The sequence below is a fragment of the Streptomyces humi genome (assembly GCF_001005085.2).
Lineage (GTDB): Bacteria > Actinomycetota > Actinomycetes > Streptomycetales > Streptomycetaceae > Streptomyces > Streptomyces humi.
Genome location: NZ_LBMU02000028.1, coordinates 1 through 16,000 on the forward strand (window position 1 = coordinate 1; position 16,000 = coordinate 16,000).

Here is a 16,000-nt window from a genome sequence, read left to right on the forward strand (position 1 = left end):
CCAGACCGAACGTGTACGACAACCGACCCGCGGTGACGCTGCCGTGGGTGCCGGTCAGCAGGTAGCCCTCTGTCTCGGGGCTCGCGTCGGCGAGGCGGGGTCCGTATTCCTGGACCATGGAGCCCATGTAGACGCCGGTGCGGCTGCCGCGCAGGGACACCGGATCGATCCCCGCCCGCTCCATCGCCTCCCACGACGTCTCCAACAACAACCGCTGCTGCGGATCCATCGCCAACGCCTCACGCGGCGAAATCCCGAAGAACTCCGCATCGAACTCCGCCGCGTCATACAGGAACCCACCCGACCGGGCGTACGACTTCCCCACCGCGTCCGGATCCGGATCGAACAGTGTCTCCAGGTCCCAGCCACGGTCGACCGGGAAGCCGGAGACCGCGTCCGTCTCCGAGAACACCAGCTGCCACAGGTCCTCCGGTGAGCGCACACCGCCGGGGAAACGGCAGCCGATGCCCACGATCGCGACCGGCTCGGCAGCCGCCGCAGCGTCGAGGGCCACCGGCGCGGGCGCGCTCTCGTCCGTCGAGTCCTGGGGTACGCCGAGGAGTTCCGCGCGTACGAACCGGGCCAGGTCACCGGCGGTCGGATGGTCGAACACGACCGTGCTCGGCAGCCGCAGCCCCGTCACCGCGTTCAGCCGGTTCCGCAGCTCCACCGCCATCATCGAGTCGAAGCCCAGCTCACGGAGGGAGGCCTCGATCTGGACGTCGTCGGTGTCGGTCGCGCCGAGCACGATGCCGACGTGGGTGCGGACCAGGTCCAGCGCCGCGTCCTGGCTCGCGCTCTCGGTCAGGCCGGCCCACTGGTCGCGCAGGCTGAGCTCTTCCTCCGTACCGGGGTCGTCGTCCTCCGCGACGGCGGCGGGCAGGGCCGGTGCCGTGCGGGCGTCCGGTGCGTCGAGCCAGAATCGGCGGCGCTGGAAGGCGTAGGTGGGCAGGTCGACGCGCTTGGCTCCGGTGCCCGTGAAGGCCGCGGACCAGTCGACTGCCACTCCCTGGACCGATGCCTCGGCCAGTGCGGTGAGCATCCGGTCGGGTCCGCCCTCGCCGCGTCGCAGGGAGCCCACCACGACTGCCTGGCCGACGGTGTCCTCGACGGTCTCCTGGATGCCGGTGGCGAGGATGGGATGCGGGCTGACCTCGATGAACGACGTGTGGCCCGCCAGCGCGAGTGCTCGTACGGCGGGCTCGAAGCCGACCGTGCGCCGGGAGTTGCGGTACCAGTACTCGGCGTCGAGTTCGGCGGTGTCGAGCCAGCGGCCCTCGACGGTGGAGTAGAACGGCACCGTCGCGGACGTGGGGGTCACGGTGCCGATCAGGTCCAGCAGCGGCTCACGGATCCGCTCGACGTGCGCGGAGTGGCCGGCGCAGTCGATGGGCAGCAGGCGGACGCGGATGTCCTGGCTCTCGCAGCGGGCGATCAGCTCGTGGAGGGCCGGCACGTCACCGGAGACGGTGACGGCCCGCGGGCCGTTGACGGCCGCGATGGACAGCTGGTCCGCCCACGGCGTGAGCAGTTGTGCCACCTCGGCGGCGGGCAGGGCGACCGAGGCCATGCCGCCGGTCCCGGCGAGCAGGGCGAACGCCTGGCTGCGCAGGGCGACCACGCGTGCCGCCTCCTCCAGTGAGAGCGCGCCGGCGACGTGCGCCGCGGCGATCTCGCCCTGCGAGTGGCCGACCACGGCGCCCGGTTCGACGCCGTACGAGCGCCACAGTGCGGCGAGCGACACCATCACCGCGAACAGGACCGGGTGGACCACGTCGAGGCGGTCGAGGGACAGTTCCGGGTCGGTCTCGCTGCCGCCGCGCAGCACATGTGTGAGCGACCAGGGCACATGTGAGGCGAGTGCCTGTTCGCAGCGCTGGATGTGCTCGGCGAAGACGGGTGAGGTGTCCATGAGGCCGACGGCCATGCCGGCCCACTGCGATCCCTGTCCGGGGAAGACGAAGACCGGGCGGCCCGCGGTGCGGGAGGCGTTGCCCTGGACGAGGCCAGCGGCGGGACGGCCGGCCGCCAGGGCCTCGAGGCGGGTGCGGAAGTCGTCGGTGTCGTGGCCCAGGATCACGGCCCGGTGCGGGAAGGCGGTACGGGTCGTGGCCAGCGAGTGGCCGATGTCGGCGGGGGACGTCTCGTCGGCCGGGCGGGCGAGCAGCGCCTCGGCCTGGGCGCGCAGCGCGCCCTCGGTCCGGGCGGAGACCGTCCACGGCACGGGGCCGGACAGGGCCGGGTCCGGGCGGTCCGCGTCGGTGTCCGTGGCGGTGTCCGCGTCGGCGGGCCAGTCCTCGAGGACGACGTGGCAGTTGGTGCCGCCGACGCCGAAGGAGCTGACGCCGGCGATCAGTGGGCGGTCGGCGTTCGGCCAGGGCCCGTTCTCCGTGCGTACCCGCAGGCGCAGCTCCGTCAGCGGGATCGCCGGGTTGGGTGTGCGGAAGTGCAGGCTCGGCGGGAGTTCCCGGTGTGCGAGTGCCAGTACGGCCTTGATCAGGCCCGCGATGCCGGCGGCGCCCTCCAGGTGGCCGATGTTGGTCTTGACCGATCCGACGTGCAGGGGGTCGCTGTCGGGTCGCGCCGAGCCGAGCACCTCGCCGAGCGCGGCGGCCTCGATCGGGTCGCCGACCCGGGTTCCGGTGCCGTGCAGTTCGACGTACTGGACGTCGGAGGGGCGCACACCGGCGTTCTCGTAGGCGCGGCGCAGGAGTTCCGCCTGGGCCTCCCGGCTGGGGGTGGTGAGGCTGTCGCCCCCGCCGTCGTTGTTGATCGCGCTGCCGCGGATGACGCAGTGGACGCGGTCGCCGTCGGCCACCGCGTCGGACAGGCGCTTGAGCACGACGAGACCGCCGCCCTCGCCGCGCACGATGCCGTTGGCCCGGCCGTCGAAGGTGAAGCACCGGCCGTCCGGGGACAGGGCGCCGAACTCCGCGACGCTGAGCGCGCTTTCGGGGACGAGGTCGAGGTTGACGCCACCGGCGAGGGCGACGCTGGACTCGCCGCTGCGCAGGCTCTCGCAGGCCAGGTGGACGGCGGTGAGGGAGGACGACTGGCCGCTGTCCACGGTGAGGCTGGGGCCGCGCAGGCCGAGCACGTACGACAGGCGGTTGGCGATGATGCCACGCTGGAGGCCGGTCATCGTGTGCTGGGTGATGCCCGCGACGCCCCGGCGGTGGGCCAGCGTCGCGTAGTCGTCCCAGATCGCGCCGACGAAGATGCCGGCGGCGGTGCCGCGCAGTGTGTCCGGCAGGATGCCGGCGTCCTCCAGCGCCTCCCAGCCGAGTTCCAGGGCGAGTCGCTGCTGCGGGTCCATCGCCACGGCCTCCCGCGGCGAGATGCCGAAGAAGGCGGCGTCGAACCGGTCGGCCTCGTCGAGGAAGCCGCCCCACCGCGCTCCCGCCCGGCCGGGTCCCTCCGTCTCCTGGCCGCTGTACTCGCGCGCGTTCCAGCGGTCGGCGGGGACCTCTCTGATCGCGTCGACACCGTCGCGCAGGAGTCGGGCGAACGCGTCGGGACCGGAGGCGAGGGGCAGCCGGCAGGCCATGCCCACGACGGCGACGGCCTCGGTGGGGGATGTGGACGTGATCCGGGCATGGGTGTGGGACGAGTCACGCATAGTGCTGCAAACCTTCCGAGCAGGGCAGGCGCGAGAGGGGAGAAGTCCGGGGGGAGGCGGGCGCGGCTACGCGGGGTCGGGGAACGTGGCCTTGGTGAAGGCGGTCGCGTAGTCGGCGCGCACGATCGGGGCGCCCACCAGGTCGTAGGGCACGTCCAGGGCGTCGGCGAGGTCCACGGCATGCGGGGCGATGTCCTGGCAGAGCTGGTTGAGCAGCTCGGGCAGGGCGTGGACCTCGTCGGCGGTGAGCAGGCCTTCGGCGAGGTACCAGCCGCTGTGCGCGGAGATCTCGCCGAGCAGGTGCAGGGCACACACGTCACGGGCGATGCGGCGGGCGTCGTCGGGCAGCGCTTCGGTCTGCTCGCGGACGAGGTCCACCAGGAGGCGCAGGGCGTGCGCCTCGGCCGTCTGCTCGGCCAGTTCGAAGCGGTCGTTCCAGACCTCGAACTCGCCGAGTCCGGCGGCCCGGGCGGCACCGAGGCCGGCCACCAGACGTTCGTGCAGTCGTCGTTCCCGGGTTCCCGTCAGCGCCCGCCACAGCGCCGGGTCGCGCAGGTCGCGTTCCTGCGGCGCGGGGGGTTCGTCGGCGGGCGGCTGGTAGTCCAGGCCGAGGGCCATGGTCCAGGCGGCGTTGAGATAGAGGACCTGGGTGCTCAGTCCGGCGGCGTTGAAGGCGTGGGCCAGGCCCTGGTAGTCCAGGAAGCGGTTCTGCGGGCTGAAGCCGAGGACGCCGGAGGCGGCGCGGGAGGCCGCGGTGACCCGCTCGGCGAGCTGGTCGATCACTGCCTTCAGGGTGAAGAGGGTGCGGATCTCGCCGGCGCTGCGCCCGACCGGTTCGGGGCCGGAGACCGACTTGGCCGCCATCGCGGCGACGTAGGCGGCGGACAGGGCGCCGAACAGGGTGCGCTGCTGGTTGCGGTAGCGGATCACCGGCATGGGGTCGGCGAAGCCGGCGAAGGTGCCGTTGGTGTACCGCTCGTGGGCGTGCCGGACGGCGACGGCGGCGCTGGCCCTGGTGACGGCGGCGAGTCCGACGGTGGCCACCTCCCACACGTACCGGATGAGCCGGGACGCCTGCCGTGAGCGCATCGCGGGAGTGCTCAGGGTGTCGGTGAAGGTGCCGTCCGACGCGATCGAGGCGGAGTCCCGCAGCCAGTGGCGGTAGGGGACGCGGACGCCCTGGAAGGAGACGGTCGCCCAGTCGAGGGGGAGGACGGCCGCCGAGTCCTGCGGTTCGATCACCACGCCCGGGCAGGGTCCGGCGGTGTCCCTGAGCGGTACCACGAAGCAGAACAGTCCGCGGTCCTGCCCGGCGACGACGAGCTTGGCGGTGACGATGCCGATCCGGGGGATGCCCGGACATCCCACGCTCGGCGGGTACTTGACGGCCGCCGGCCCGGGTGTGGTGAGGACGAACTCGCGGGTGTCCGGGTCGAAGACGGCTTCGGTGCGAACGGCGGCGTTGCTGTTGCCGTGGCCCAGTTCGGTCATCAGGAGCGCGCCCACCACGTCGGTGGCGGCCAGCTGTCCCAGGACGTCGTCGAGGTCGTCCCGGCCCGCGCCGAACTCCAGGATCGCACCGACGGTGGTGCAGTGGTGCAGGAAGAAGGCGTAGAAGAGGGACGGGTCGGCGAGGGCGACCCATTCCAGCAGTGGGAAGAGCAGGTCCCGCTGCTGGAGGAGGGGTGTGCCGGTCTCCAGCCGGTCGTTGATGTGCCGCAGCCGCTGGTAGGTGAGCGTGTGGCGGTCCTGGTCCGCCAGTCCCGACGGCCTGGCGAAGAGGTCCGGCGAGAAGATCTCCGCCAGCCGGGGCAGTGTCTCCCGGTAGGAGTCGCCGTGCACCAGGGAGGACAGGGCGTCGCGTAGTGAGGTGCCAGGTTCCATCGTGTTGATCCCCCGTCGTGTTTTCGTCTTCGTCGTGTGAAGGGGCCGCGGGCGCGTGGGAACGCGTCACCGCGCGCACGGCGGACCGCGGTCAGGGCGACGGCGACCGTGTGAACGTGCGCGGGCCTCACAGCGCGCTGCGGGGCAGGGAGCTGTGATCGAGCGGTGAGCTGGTGGTTGGCCGGGCGGGACGGTGTGACACGGCTCCGTCCCCTGGACTGGATCAGTCGTGCGCGTGCAGGGGCTTCCCGGTGAGGGCCAGATGGGCCTCGCCCAGGATCTCGCTCTGGGTGGGGTGCGCGTGGATCAGCGGAGCCACCTCTTCGGGCAGCGCGTCCCAGTTGACGATCAGTTGGGCCTCACCGATCAGTTCGCCGACCCGCTCGCCGACCAGATGGACGCCGAGCACCGGGCCGTCCTTCCGCCGGACGAGCTTGATCTCCCCGGGAGCTTTCAAGATCTTGCTCTTGCCGTTGCTGACCAGGCTCTGGCGCAGTGTGACGACCTGGTCGGCGCCGTACCGCTCCTTCGCGAGCGCCTCGGTGAGGCCCACCGAGGCGACCTCCGGCTGGGAGTAGGTGACCCGTGGTACGCCGTCGTAGTCGATCGGTACCGGGTCGAGGCCCGCCAGTCGCTCAGCGACCAGGATGCCCTCGGCGAAGCCGGCGTGTGCCAGTTGCGGGGTCGCGATGAGGTCACCGGCAGCGGAGACGGAAGGCACCGAGGACCGGCAGTACGCGTCGACCTTCACGTAGCCGCGGTCGAGCTCCACACCGGCGTCCTCGTAGCCGAGACCGGCCGAGACCGGCCGTCGTCCCACGGCCACCAGCAGCAGCTCGGCGTCGACGTGGGTGCCGCTTTCCGTGGTGACGCGGACACCGGAGGCGGTGTACGCGGCTTGCGCGAGGCGGCTGTTCAGCTGAACGGTGATGCCGCGTCGGCGGAAGGCTCGTTCGAGCAGCTTCGAGGAGTCCTCGTCCTCCGTGGGGACGAGGTGCGGCAGTGCTTCGATGACGGTGACTTCGGCGCCGAACGACTTCCAGAGCGAGGCGAACTCGCAGCCGATGACTCCGCCGCCCAGGACCACGACCGAATCGGGGACGCGGTCGAGCCGCAGTGCCTGCTCGCTGGAGAGGATCCGGTCACCGTCGATGACCAGACCGGGTGGTGAAGCGGGGGCCGAGCCCGTGGCCAGCAGGATGTGGCGGCCACTGTAGACGGCCTGGCCGACGGCGATCTCATGGGGTGAGCGCAGTCTTCCCTCGCCGGCCACGATGTGGACTCCCCGCGCTTTCAGGGTGCTTTGGAGTCCTTGGTAGAGCCGGCCGACCACGCCGTCCTTGTAGGCGGTCACGCCGGGCATGTTCATACCGTCGAACGTGGAGCGGATACCGAAATTCGCCCCTTCGCGGGCCGAATCGGCCACCGAGCCCGCGTGTAACAGAGCCTTGGTCGGAATGCAGCCGCGGTGCAGGCAGGTGCCTCCCACCTCGGCCTTCTCGATCAGTACCACCGAAAGGCCCAGGCCTGCGGCGCGAAGAGCGGCAGCGTACCCGCTCGACCCGCCTCCCAATACCATTAAATCGTAAACTTTTTCCGCGCCCTTGAGCACGCTCCCCGTTCCCCCTTTAGCTTGCCGCTTCGCTACCACTCGTAACTTTTTGAGCCACAAGGTGTAGACATTCCGTCACAGCCAAACAATGTGTATCACGCCATCGGACTGGTTGCCTCATGAACGAGCGTGTCCAACATCACTTTGCGGAAATCAAAGGCTGTTGGCCGCCTCTGAACTCCAATTACGGGCCGTTCAGGGTCGGTTCGGCCGGGTTGCGTGGTGAGCGCCGGTTGGACGAGGATCAGTGCTTTGTGAGCCAACATTTCGATGTAGTCGTTCTAGGAGCGGGACCCGGCGGTTACACGGCCGCGGTCCGCAGCGCGCAACTCGGTCTCGCCACCGCGGTGATCGAGGAGCGGTACTGGGGAGGCGTCTGCCTCAACGTGGGCTGTATTCCCTCCAAGGCCCTTTTGCGCAATGCCGAGATGGTGCAGTTCGTCACGAACGAAGCCAAGGCGTACGGAATCACCGTGGGCGGTGATGTGTCCGTGGATTACGGGGCCGCCCACCAACGCAGCCGCAAGGTCGCCGACGGCCGGGTCAAGGGCGTTCACTACCTGATGAAGAAGAACGCCATCACCCAGTTCGAGGGGCGGGGTGCCTTCACCGATGACCACAGCCTGACGGTGACCGACCCGGAAGGCCGCACCGAAACGGTGACTTTCGGCCATTGCATCATCGCGGCCGGCGCCACTCCACGGCTGCTCCCCGGCACCGCTCTGTCGGAGCGCGTGGTCACCTACGAGAGCCAGATCCTCAGTGAGACGCTGCCGGACAGCATCGTGATCGCCGGCGCCGGCGCCATCGGTGTGGAGTTCGCCTACGTGCTGCGCAGTTACGGCGTGGACGTCACCATCGTCGAGTTCCTCGACCGCATGGTTCCGCTGGAGGACGAGGAGATCTCCAAGGAACTCGCGAAGCACTACCGCAAGCTCGGTATCGAGGTGCTCACCGGCACCGCCGTCGAGACCATCGACGACTCGGGGCCGCGCGTCCGCGTGACCGTCGCCAAGGACGGCGAGCGCCGGACCCTGGAGACCGACAAGGTGCTCCAGGCCATCGGCTTCGCCCCGAACGTCCAGGGCTACGGCCTGGAGAACACCGGAGTCCGCCTCGGCGGGCGCGGCGCCATCGAGGTCGACGGACGCTGTCGCACCAGCGTGCCGCACATCTTCGCGATCGGGGATGTCACCGCCAAGCTGATGCTGGCGCACGCCGCCGAGTCCATGGGCATCGTGGCCGCCGAGACCATCGCCGACGTGGAGACCATGGAGCTGGACTACACCATGATTCCGCGGGCCACCTACTGCCAGCCGCAGGTGGCCAGTTTCGGCTGGACGGAGGCCCAGGCACGCGAGCGGGGATTCGACGTACGCGTGGCCAGGTTCCCCTTCACCGCCAACGGCAAGGCGCACGGCCTGGGGCACCCGGTCGGCTTCGTGAAGATCATCAGCGACGGCACCCACGGGGAGCTGCTCGGTGCCCATCTGATCGGGCCCGAGGTCACCGAACTCCTCCCGGAGCTGACGCTGGCCCAGCAGTGGGACCTGACCGTCCATGAGGTCGCCCGCAACGTCCACGCGCATCCCACGCTCGGCGAGGCGGTCAAGGAGGCCGTCCACGGTCTGGCCGGCCACATGATCAACATGTAGCCGGGCCGACTCGCCGGCTCGTCGGGCCCCGTCTCCTGGCACGCCTGAGCCGGTGCACGATGTCGAGCTGATTGCCGCGACGCGCCGCGGCAATCAGCTCCGCCCGGCGAGCCCACCGCCACGCCGTTGCCCACTGGAAGTCCGTCCCGTGCCGCACGCGCGCCGGTTCAGTCGCGCTCGGGGGGGCAAGGTGGTGGAGTCGATGCCCACACGCGAACCGGATAGCCCTTACCAGTTTCTTGGGGTGGTCGGCATGAACCCTCGTGACCAGCACACCGGCGGTACGGACGGTGCTGCCGACTCCGCCGCACCGCCCCTGCGCAGCGATGCGGAGCGCAATCGGGAGCGCATCATCGCCGCCGCAGCGGAACATCGTGGCGATCCCCGCCCCGGTGCCACCTCACCCGAAGCAGGGAAGGGGCGCTGACCCCCGGCCGGCGGGCCGCGTCCCGGTCAGTCGAGCCGCACTCCCGTGCGTTCCGCCAGGGCGTGCAGGAGCCGGTCCTGGAACCCGGGATCGCGGGCGGCGGGATGGGGGTCCCGGGTGCGCTGGTGGTACCAGTAACCGCCGGTGGACGGCGTGATGTCGTCCTGGGTGGCCAGCCGGACCTGGACGCCGTCCTGGCCGGAGTCAGCTGCACCAGCCCTGAGTCCCGCCGGGGTCCCCGGTCGCGGTACACCCGGCTGGAGACGACCGGGGCCGCGCGAGCTCATCGGCGAACTGTCAACCGTGAGCGGCGAGTTCCGCGCGCTGTGAGGCACCCACGACGTGCGCGTCCACCACGGCGGCGTCAAGCGCTTCCACCACCCCGCCGTCGGCGCCCCGGAACTCGCCTACCGGCCGCTGGACCTTCCGGTCTCCGCCCTGGAGGCGCACTCCCCGACCATCTACACCGCCCAGCCGGGCACCCCCGACGCGGACCGCCTCCAGCTGCTGGCCGGCTGGACCGCCACCGGCACCGCACACCAGAACGACGGCGCCGGCCGCGCTCCGTCCACGTGTCCTCAGGCACCCCGGGGCAGTCAGGGGTGCTGTCCGCCGTGGGTCAGGAGGACATGGGTGAGGCTCGCCCGGTTCGCGACACCGAGCTTCCGGTAGATCTGTCCCAGGTGGGTCTCCACCGTACGCACACTGAGGAACAGCGCCTCCGCCACCCGGTGGTTCGTCATCCCCTTGCTGACCAGGCGGGCTATCTCCCGTTCCCGGCCCGACAACAGGGCCCAGGGCCCCTGTGGCGCCGGCGGCCGGGACCGGTTCTCGAGTTCCTGGCGCCGGCTCGTGACCGCGTCGGCGAGCCGTGCCGAGCCGCACCGGCCCGCCAGCGCCTCGGCCCGGTCGAGCCAGTCGGCCACGTCCTGGGTGTGTCCCGCGCCGAGCGCGACCCCGGCCGCGGCCAGCAAGGTGCGGCAGAGCTCGATGCGTTCCTCGCCGGCGGCGAATCCCTCGACGGCCTCCCGCGCGCTGCGCAGGGCACTGTCGACGTCCCCCCGTACGGCGTGGTCCCACATCCGTGCCCGCTGCGCGAACGCCCGTCGGCCGGCCGACGGGAGCTGCCCGGCGCAGGACTCGGCCAGCTCCGCCCAGTGCGCGGTGGCGGCCGGATCCGACACGGCGGCGGCCGCTCCGGCCAGCGCGTCGCACCAGCGGGGCTTGCGCCAGCCCGCCACCCGGGTGAGTTCATCGCCCCCCGCCGCGTCCAGCAGCAGCCAGCGGGCGTGGGCCGGGTCCGATCCGCCCGCGTGCAGGGCCAGTTCGGCGTGGAAGCAGCGAACGGAGATGGCCCAGGCGGCCTGCGAACCGGCCACGATCTCCAACGCCCGGTCGGCCGACGCCCGCCAGGCCTCCTGGTCGCGCCGGTCGCGCGTTCCGCCCTGCCAGAACAGTGTCTCCGCCCGGACCATCGCGATGATCGCCGCCGTCACCGGGGCACCGTCGCCCGCCAGGATCGCGTCGGCACGGTCGAGTGTGGCCAGTGCGGCGCGCAGCCGCCCGGACCGCAGCTGGGTGTTGGAGAGCACCGTGAGGATGTCGGGTTCGATGTAGACCTGGCCGGTGCGCCCGCACAGCGCGGCGGCCCGCTCCAGATGGCGTTCGGCGTCGTCGAGTCGTTCCAGCATCCCTTCGGTCATGCCCAGTTGCAGCAGCGCGTCCAGGTTCGTGGAGAGCAGCAGATCACCGGCCGCGTCGACGAGCTCGGCGGCGGTCGTGGCCTGCCGACCCGCCGTGTGCTGGTCGCCGAGGAACAGGGAGGCGAGGGCCGCCTGTGCCAGGGCGTGGGACTCGCCGACCTGGTCGCGGTGGCCACGGGCCAGCGCGGCGGCCGTCTCGGCGTGGTGCCGGGACGACTGGTGGTCCCGCACCGTGTAGGCGTGGTCGGCCAGTTCGACGTGCAGGGCGGCGGCGGTGGCGCCGTTGTGCTCGGTCAGGGCGGCCAGCCCGGCCCGGGCCATGGCTCCCGCCTCCGTGTGCCGGCCGCGGTGGCGTTCCAGCCGGCTCGAGTCGGCGAGTGCGGCCGCTTCGTCCGAGCCGGTGATGGCGGACCGCAGCGTGTCCAGCAGGGCGCGGGCGTCGGCCGCCTTGCCGCTCAGCATCCGGGCCCGGGCCAGCAGGACATGCGCCTCGTACCAGTGTTCCGCCCCGTCGGACAGCAGAGTGACGGCGGCCTCCAGATGCTCGACGGCCGCCGACGGGGAGTCGTACAGCTCGCTCCGGGCGGCGCTGATGAGCGTGGTGACGTGGTCCGGCCGGCCCGGGTCGGCGACCTGGGCGACATGCCGGGCGCGCTGGGTGACGGGCGCGGTGCGTCGGGTCAGTTCGGTCTCGGCCCGCCGGTGCATGCCGTGACGCAGGCTCGGCGGCACCCGCTCGTACACGACCTCGCTCAGAGCGCGGTGTCTGAGGGCGAGGTGCGACGCGCGCTCGGCCGGGCGGACGAGATCGAGCCGGGTCAGCTCGTCCAGCGCGCGGAGGGTCGACGGCATGCCGAGGTCCGCCACCGCCGCCAGCAACTCCGGCTGGAACGGGCCACCGAGGACGGCCGCGGCACGGATGGCGATGAGCGCGTGCTCGTCGAGTCCGGCCAGTTCGCCCAGGATCGCTGTCACGGCCTGCTCGTGTGCCGGTCCCCGCGCCCCCAGCGCCTTGAGATACAGCGGATTGCCCAGGGCGTCGTCGTAGAGGGTGTCCGAATGCGGGTGATCGCCCAGCAGTTCCGCCGCCTCCTGGCGGGTGAGCGGGCCGAGGGGCACAGCGGAGTGCGGACCGGCCGGCATCGCACGCGCCAGCAACTCGGCATATTTCGCGGGAAGTTGGCGGGGACGATAGCCGAGGAGGCAGAGCGTCGGGGTGGTGGCGGCGGACCGCATGGCCCGCTCCGCGCGGACGATCCGTTCCTCCGACAGCGCATGCAGGTCGTCCACGACGACGACCAGGGGCGCGTCCGGACGGGGCTCGGCCTCGGCGACCGCCGCCACGGGCACGACGGGGATTCCGTCGGCTCGGGCGCGGGCCGCGACAGCGGTCAGGAGGGTGGTCTTGCCGATGCCGGGTTCACCGGTCACCGCGACGACCCGCCCGGAACCGGCCCGCAACTCCTTCAGCGCCACGAGGAGTTCGCCGGTCTCGGCGGTGCGTCCCACGAACGCGGACGCCTCCACGTCGGACGCGGACAGACCGCCGTACTGCGGATCATCAGCCATGACCGAAGCGTAGTCGGGCAAACCGGCAGGCGGGGACGGCGGTGACCAGGCCCGCACGGGGACGGCGGTGACCAGGCCCGCACGAAGCCTGTCCGCGAATCTCTCGGTTACGTGGTTTCACGGATGCCGGGCCCGGGGCCGTGCGGCATACGGTGCGCATGAGGCCCGTGCGTCACGCGCCCGGCCCACCTGCCCGGAGACCTCCGGGCAGCCTGCTCACGACTCCACGGGGATTCACATGCGTATACGTGTCATGTCGGCCGCCCTGCCCGGTGCCGTCGCCCTGTCCGTGCTCGGCCTTCCGGCCGCCGCCCAGGCGGCCGCGCGTCCGGGGGCGACGGCAGGCCTCGGCGCCTTCGTCACCCGCTCCGCCCACCCCGACACCTCGCTGGGCAGCATGAAGTTCTCCAAGGCGGTCATCAACGGCGGCAAGGACATCGTGCTGGGCACCACCACCAGGCAGTCGGTCACCGTGACGTACACGGCGACCAGTTCGAGCGGGGTCGCCCTCACCGAGGCCTTCCTCTGGCAGGGCACGGACAGTTCGAGCGAGGACACGATCAGCGGCTCCCTGGGAACCGACGACGATCCCGACTGCACCGAGTCGACCACCCAGACCGGCGTGTACTCCTGCAAGGCCGTCTTCCACATCAACGCCGCGTCCGACCTGAAGAACAACGGTGCCGCGGGGACCTGGAAGCTGTTCCTCGGCGGATACGACCTCTACGCCGACGCCAGTTACAACGACGACGTCGCCACCACCCGGATCAAGAAGACGTCCAAGCTGACCGCGAACGCCACCCCGGAGCCGGTGAAGAAGGGCAGAACCATCACGGTCACGGGCAGCCTGAAGCGTGCCGACTGGAACAGCGGCACCTACACCGGCTACGCCGGGCAGAGCGTACTGCTCCAGTACCGCAAGAAGGGCAGCACCACCTACACCACCCTCAAGAAGGTCACGACCGGCACCGGTGGCTCGCTCAAGACCACCACCAAGGCAACGGCCGACGGGTACTACCGCTTCTCCTTCGCCACGAACACCACCACCGGCGCCTCGGCCGCCACGGGCGACTACGTCGACGTCAAGTAGCCGCGGTCCGAGCGACGGGCGGCCCCTGAGCGGGCGATGAGTTCTGACCAGTGCGGGGGTCTTCCCAAGCGGCCGAGGCTGTCGAGGAGCGAGGAGACCCCGGCGTGGACGACATCGTGGTTCAGAAGATCATCCGGCCGCAGCGCGTGCTGTCGGGCCCGTGGCTGGAGGTGATCGCCTCGAACCTCGACTACCACCGCGCGACCTTCCTGTGGAAGTGCGAGGGCCTGTCCGAGGCGCGGCTGCGGCAACGGCCCCTGCGCTCGTCGGCGTTGACCTTGCTGGGGCTCATGCGCCACCTCCAGGGGGTCGAGCGGGCCTGGTTCCAGCGGACACTGGCGGCCACGCCCCCTCGCTTCTTCCCGTACCGGACCTACGTCACCGCCGCCGGCGACGACTGGTACGACGAGTCGGACCCGACGCCGGCCAGGGAGGTCTACGAGGACTACCTGGAGGCGTGCGAGGAGTCGCGGCGGCTGTTCGCACGGGTGACCGCCGATCCCGCACGCCTCGTCCCGAACCCGGAATTCGGCGACACCGACGTCCGGTTCGTCCTGGAGCACGTGGTCGAGGAGTACGCCCGTCACGTCGGCCACGCGGACCTGCTCCGCGAAGCCGTCGACGGTGCCGTCGGAGAGTGACCCCGGCACCGGCGGCTCAGGCACCGGCACCTACGCCTGCGCCTGCGCCTGCGCCGAGGCGCGCTTCCCACGGACGGCCCAGCCGGCATGCCCCCTTCCCTCCTCGTCCGCGCGCGGACACGGCATGATCAGGGCATGGATGCCGTGGAAGACCTGACAGGCGGTGGGGACGTGGACGAGCGGACGGAGATCACGTCACCGGCGGAGGCCGCGAACGACCCGCTGGTGCTGGCGTTCGGGAGGTTGCAGGGTGCGGCGAACCGGCTCGCGTACATCCTGGGCCGGGATCTGGAGCGGAAGTGCGGCATCACGCACCTCATGTTCGAGGTGCTGCTCATTCTGGGCCGGGCGGGCGGCGCCGGGCTGTCCATGCGTGCCATCGCCCAGGAGCAGGTGCTGACGACGGGCGGCGCGACCCGCCTGGTGGACCGGATGGAGGCGGCCGGGCTGGTCGAGCGCGTCGAGGATCCCGACGACCGGCGCGGGAAGCTGGTGTCCCTCACCGAGTCGGGCGCGGAGACGAGTGTGCGGGCAGCGCGACTGCACGCGGAGAACATCCGCCGCTGTTTCCTGGATCCGCTGCCCGTCGAGGACCGGGCGCGGTTCGCCGAGGACCTGCGCATCCTGAGCCACTCGGCCCGGGACATGCTGCCCCGGCTGCCCTGAGGCCCGCCCCTGGATCCCCCGACTCTCGGGCTGCTCTGGGGCCCGCCCCCCCGGACTACCCGACGGCCCGACTCCCGGAGCAATCGTTGGCGTGACCGATGTCACACCGCCGTCGAAATATCTGACGCGTCAGTTACTGTTTCATCAGGCGAACTGCTCGCACCAGGCGGGCCCCTCACCCCTTGCCGAGGTTCTCCGATGAAGCTGGTCTACGTCTTCGACGCCTACTGCGGCTGGTCGCACGGATTCTCCGGAACTCTGCGCGAGGTCGTCGCCCGCCACCCCGAACTGCCGGTCGAGGTGGTCTCCGGTGGCCTGTTCACCGGGTCACGCCGGGTGCCCATCCGGGAGTTCGGCTACGTGCAGGCCGCGAACGCCGACATCGCCGGGCTGACCGGGGCGGAGTTCGGCGCGGCGTACGAGCGGCTGATCGCCGACGGTTCGTTCGTGATGGACTCCGAGGCCGCCGCCCGCGGTGTCGCCGCCCTGCGGCAGGCCGCCCCCGACCGCGCGGCGCAGCTGGCCACGGCTGTCCAGGACGCCTTCTACGTCGACGGCCTGAGCCTGTCCGACCCGGCGACCTACCGCAAGGTCGCCGAAGAGGCCGGGCTGGACGCCGACGCCGTGGTCACCGCCTACCACTCCCCCGACACGCGGACCGCCGCCGAGGCCGACTTCGGCTGGGCCGCCGGAGCCGGCGTCAAGGGCTTCCCCACCCTGCTCGCCGTCGACGGCGACCGCGTCAGCGTCGTGGCCCAGGGCCGCGCCACCCCCGACGAGATCGACCGCCGCCTCGCCGCTCCGCACCGCCACTGATCGCACCCCACCCTCCCTTGAACCACCCCCTCCGCACCCGCCAAGGAGCCACCGTGAGCACTCTCTCCTTCAAGGTCCTCGACCTCGACTTCCCGGCCGGCAGCAAGAACAAGACCGCCACCCTCGTCACCGGCGAGACCGACGCCCTCCTCGTCGACGCCGCGTTCACCCGCGCCGACGGCCACCGCCTGGCCGCCGAGATCCTCGACTCCGGCAAGACGCTCACCACCGTCTTCGTCTCCCACGGCGACCCCGACTTCTACTTCGGCGCCGAAGTGATCGCCGACGCCTTCCCCGACGCGAGGTTCGTCGCCACCC

Annotated in this window: 12 protein-coding genes; 7 read left to right on the plus strand and 5 right to left on the minus strand. The window is 71.4% G+C overall.

Translation table 11 applies throughout. The features are described from left to right. From AAW13_RS13650 to lpdA (AAW13_RS13660), 3 genes are all read right to left on the minus strand, one after another. On the minus strand, positions 1-3,619 hold a 3,619-nt coding region (locus AAW13_RS13650; RefSeq protein WP_143145004.1), incomplete at its 3' end, for a type I polyketide synthase. A gap of 66 nt (positions 3,620-3,685) precedes the next feature. After that, positions 3,686-5,503: an acyl-CoA dehydrogenase gene (locus tag AAW13_RS13655; RefSeq protein WP_046733295.1), complete on the minus strand. Its 1,818-nt coding sequence runs from the start codon at positions 5,501-5,503 to the stop codon at positions 3,686-3,688. Between the two features lie 223 nt (positions 5,504-5,726). Continuing rightward, a complete protein-coding gene (gene lpdA / locus AAW13_RS13660; RefSeq protein WP_420855460.1) occupies positions 5,727-7,115 on the minus strand; it encodes a dihydrolipoyl dehydrogenase in 1,389 nt (462 codons plus the stop codon). Between the two features lie 254 nt (positions 7,116-7,369). On the opposite strand from lpdA (AAW13_RS13660), the gene lpdA (AAW13_RS13665) reads away from it, so the two are divergent. Next, the gene (gene lpdA / locus AAW13_RS13665) at positions 7,370-8,770 is read left to right on the plus strand and encodes a dihydrolipoyl dehydrogenase (protein ID WP_046733293.1); all 1,401 of its coding nucleotides are present in this window, start codon (positions 7,370-7,372) and stop codon (positions 8,768-8,770) included. Positions 8,771-9,223: 453 nt separating this feature from the next. Here lpdA (AAW13_RS13665) and AAW13_RS46740 read toward each other — a convergent pair whose 3' ends face one another. Beyond that, positions 9,224-9,484, minus strand: coding sequence for a Rossmann-fold NAD(P)-binding domain-containing protein (locus tag AAW13_RS46740; protein ID WP_046733292.1), 261 nt, complete (start codon positions 9,482-9,484; stop codon positions 9,224-9,226). 55 nt (positions 9,485-9,539) lie between these two features. Between AAW13_RS46740 and AAW13_RS46745 the strand changes: the two genes are divergently transcribed. Beyond that, positions 9,540-9,869, plus strand: coding sequence for an MmyB family transcriptional regulator (locus AAW13_RS46745; RefSeq protein WP_046733291.1), 330 nt, complete (start codon positions 9,540-9,542; stop codon positions 9,867-9,869). Here the strand turns inward: AAW13_RS46745 and AAW13_RS13685 are convergent. Beyond that, the gene (locus AAW13_RS13685) at positions 9,794-12,469 is read right to left on the minus strand and encodes a helix-turn-helix transcriptional regulator (protein ID WP_046733290.1); all 2,676 of its coding nucleotides are present in this window, start codon (positions 12,467-12,469) and stop codon (positions 9,794-9,796) included. The two genes, AAW13_RS46745 and AAW13_RS13685, sit on opposite strands and share 76 nt — an antisense overlap. A 238-nt stretch (positions 12,470-12,707) precedes the next feature. Here AAW13_RS13685 and AAW13_RS13690 point away from each other — a divergent pair, with 238 nt between their 5' ends. The 5 genes from AAW13_RS13690 to AAW13_RS13710 all read left to right on the plus strand — a co-directional run. Continuing rightward, a complete protein-coding gene (locus tag AAW13_RS13690) occupies positions 12,708-13,559 on the plus strand; it encodes a hypothetical protein (protein ID WP_079178807.1) in 852 nt (283 codons plus the stop codon). A 104-nt stretch (positions 13,560-13,663) separates the two neighbouring features. Further along, the gene (locus AAW13_RS13695; RefSeq protein ID WP_052768724.1) at positions 13,664-14,200 is read left to right on the plus strand and encodes a DinB family protein; all 537 of its coding nucleotides are present in this window, start codon (positions 13,664-13,666) and stop codon (positions 14,198-14,200) included. A gap of 135 nt (positions 14,201-14,335) precedes the next feature. Then, entirely contained in the window at positions 14,336-14,866 is a 531-nt protein-coding gene (locus AAW13_RS13700) for a MarR family winged helix-turn-helix transcriptional regulator (protein WP_420855461.1), read from the plus strand. A 198-nt stretch (positions 14,867-15,064) separates the two neighbouring features. After that, on the plus strand, positions 15,065-15,682 hold the full coding sequence (locus AAW13_RS13705; protein WP_046733288.1) for a DsbA family protein: 618 nt from the start codon (positions 15,065-15,067) through the stop codon (positions 15,680-15,682). 53 nt (positions 15,683-15,735) lie between these two features. Continuing rightward, positions 15,736-16,000 (plus strand): MBL fold metallo-hydrolase (locus tag AAW13_RS13710; RefSeq protein WP_143145005.1); only part of this gene is annotated, 265 nt, incomplete at its 3' end.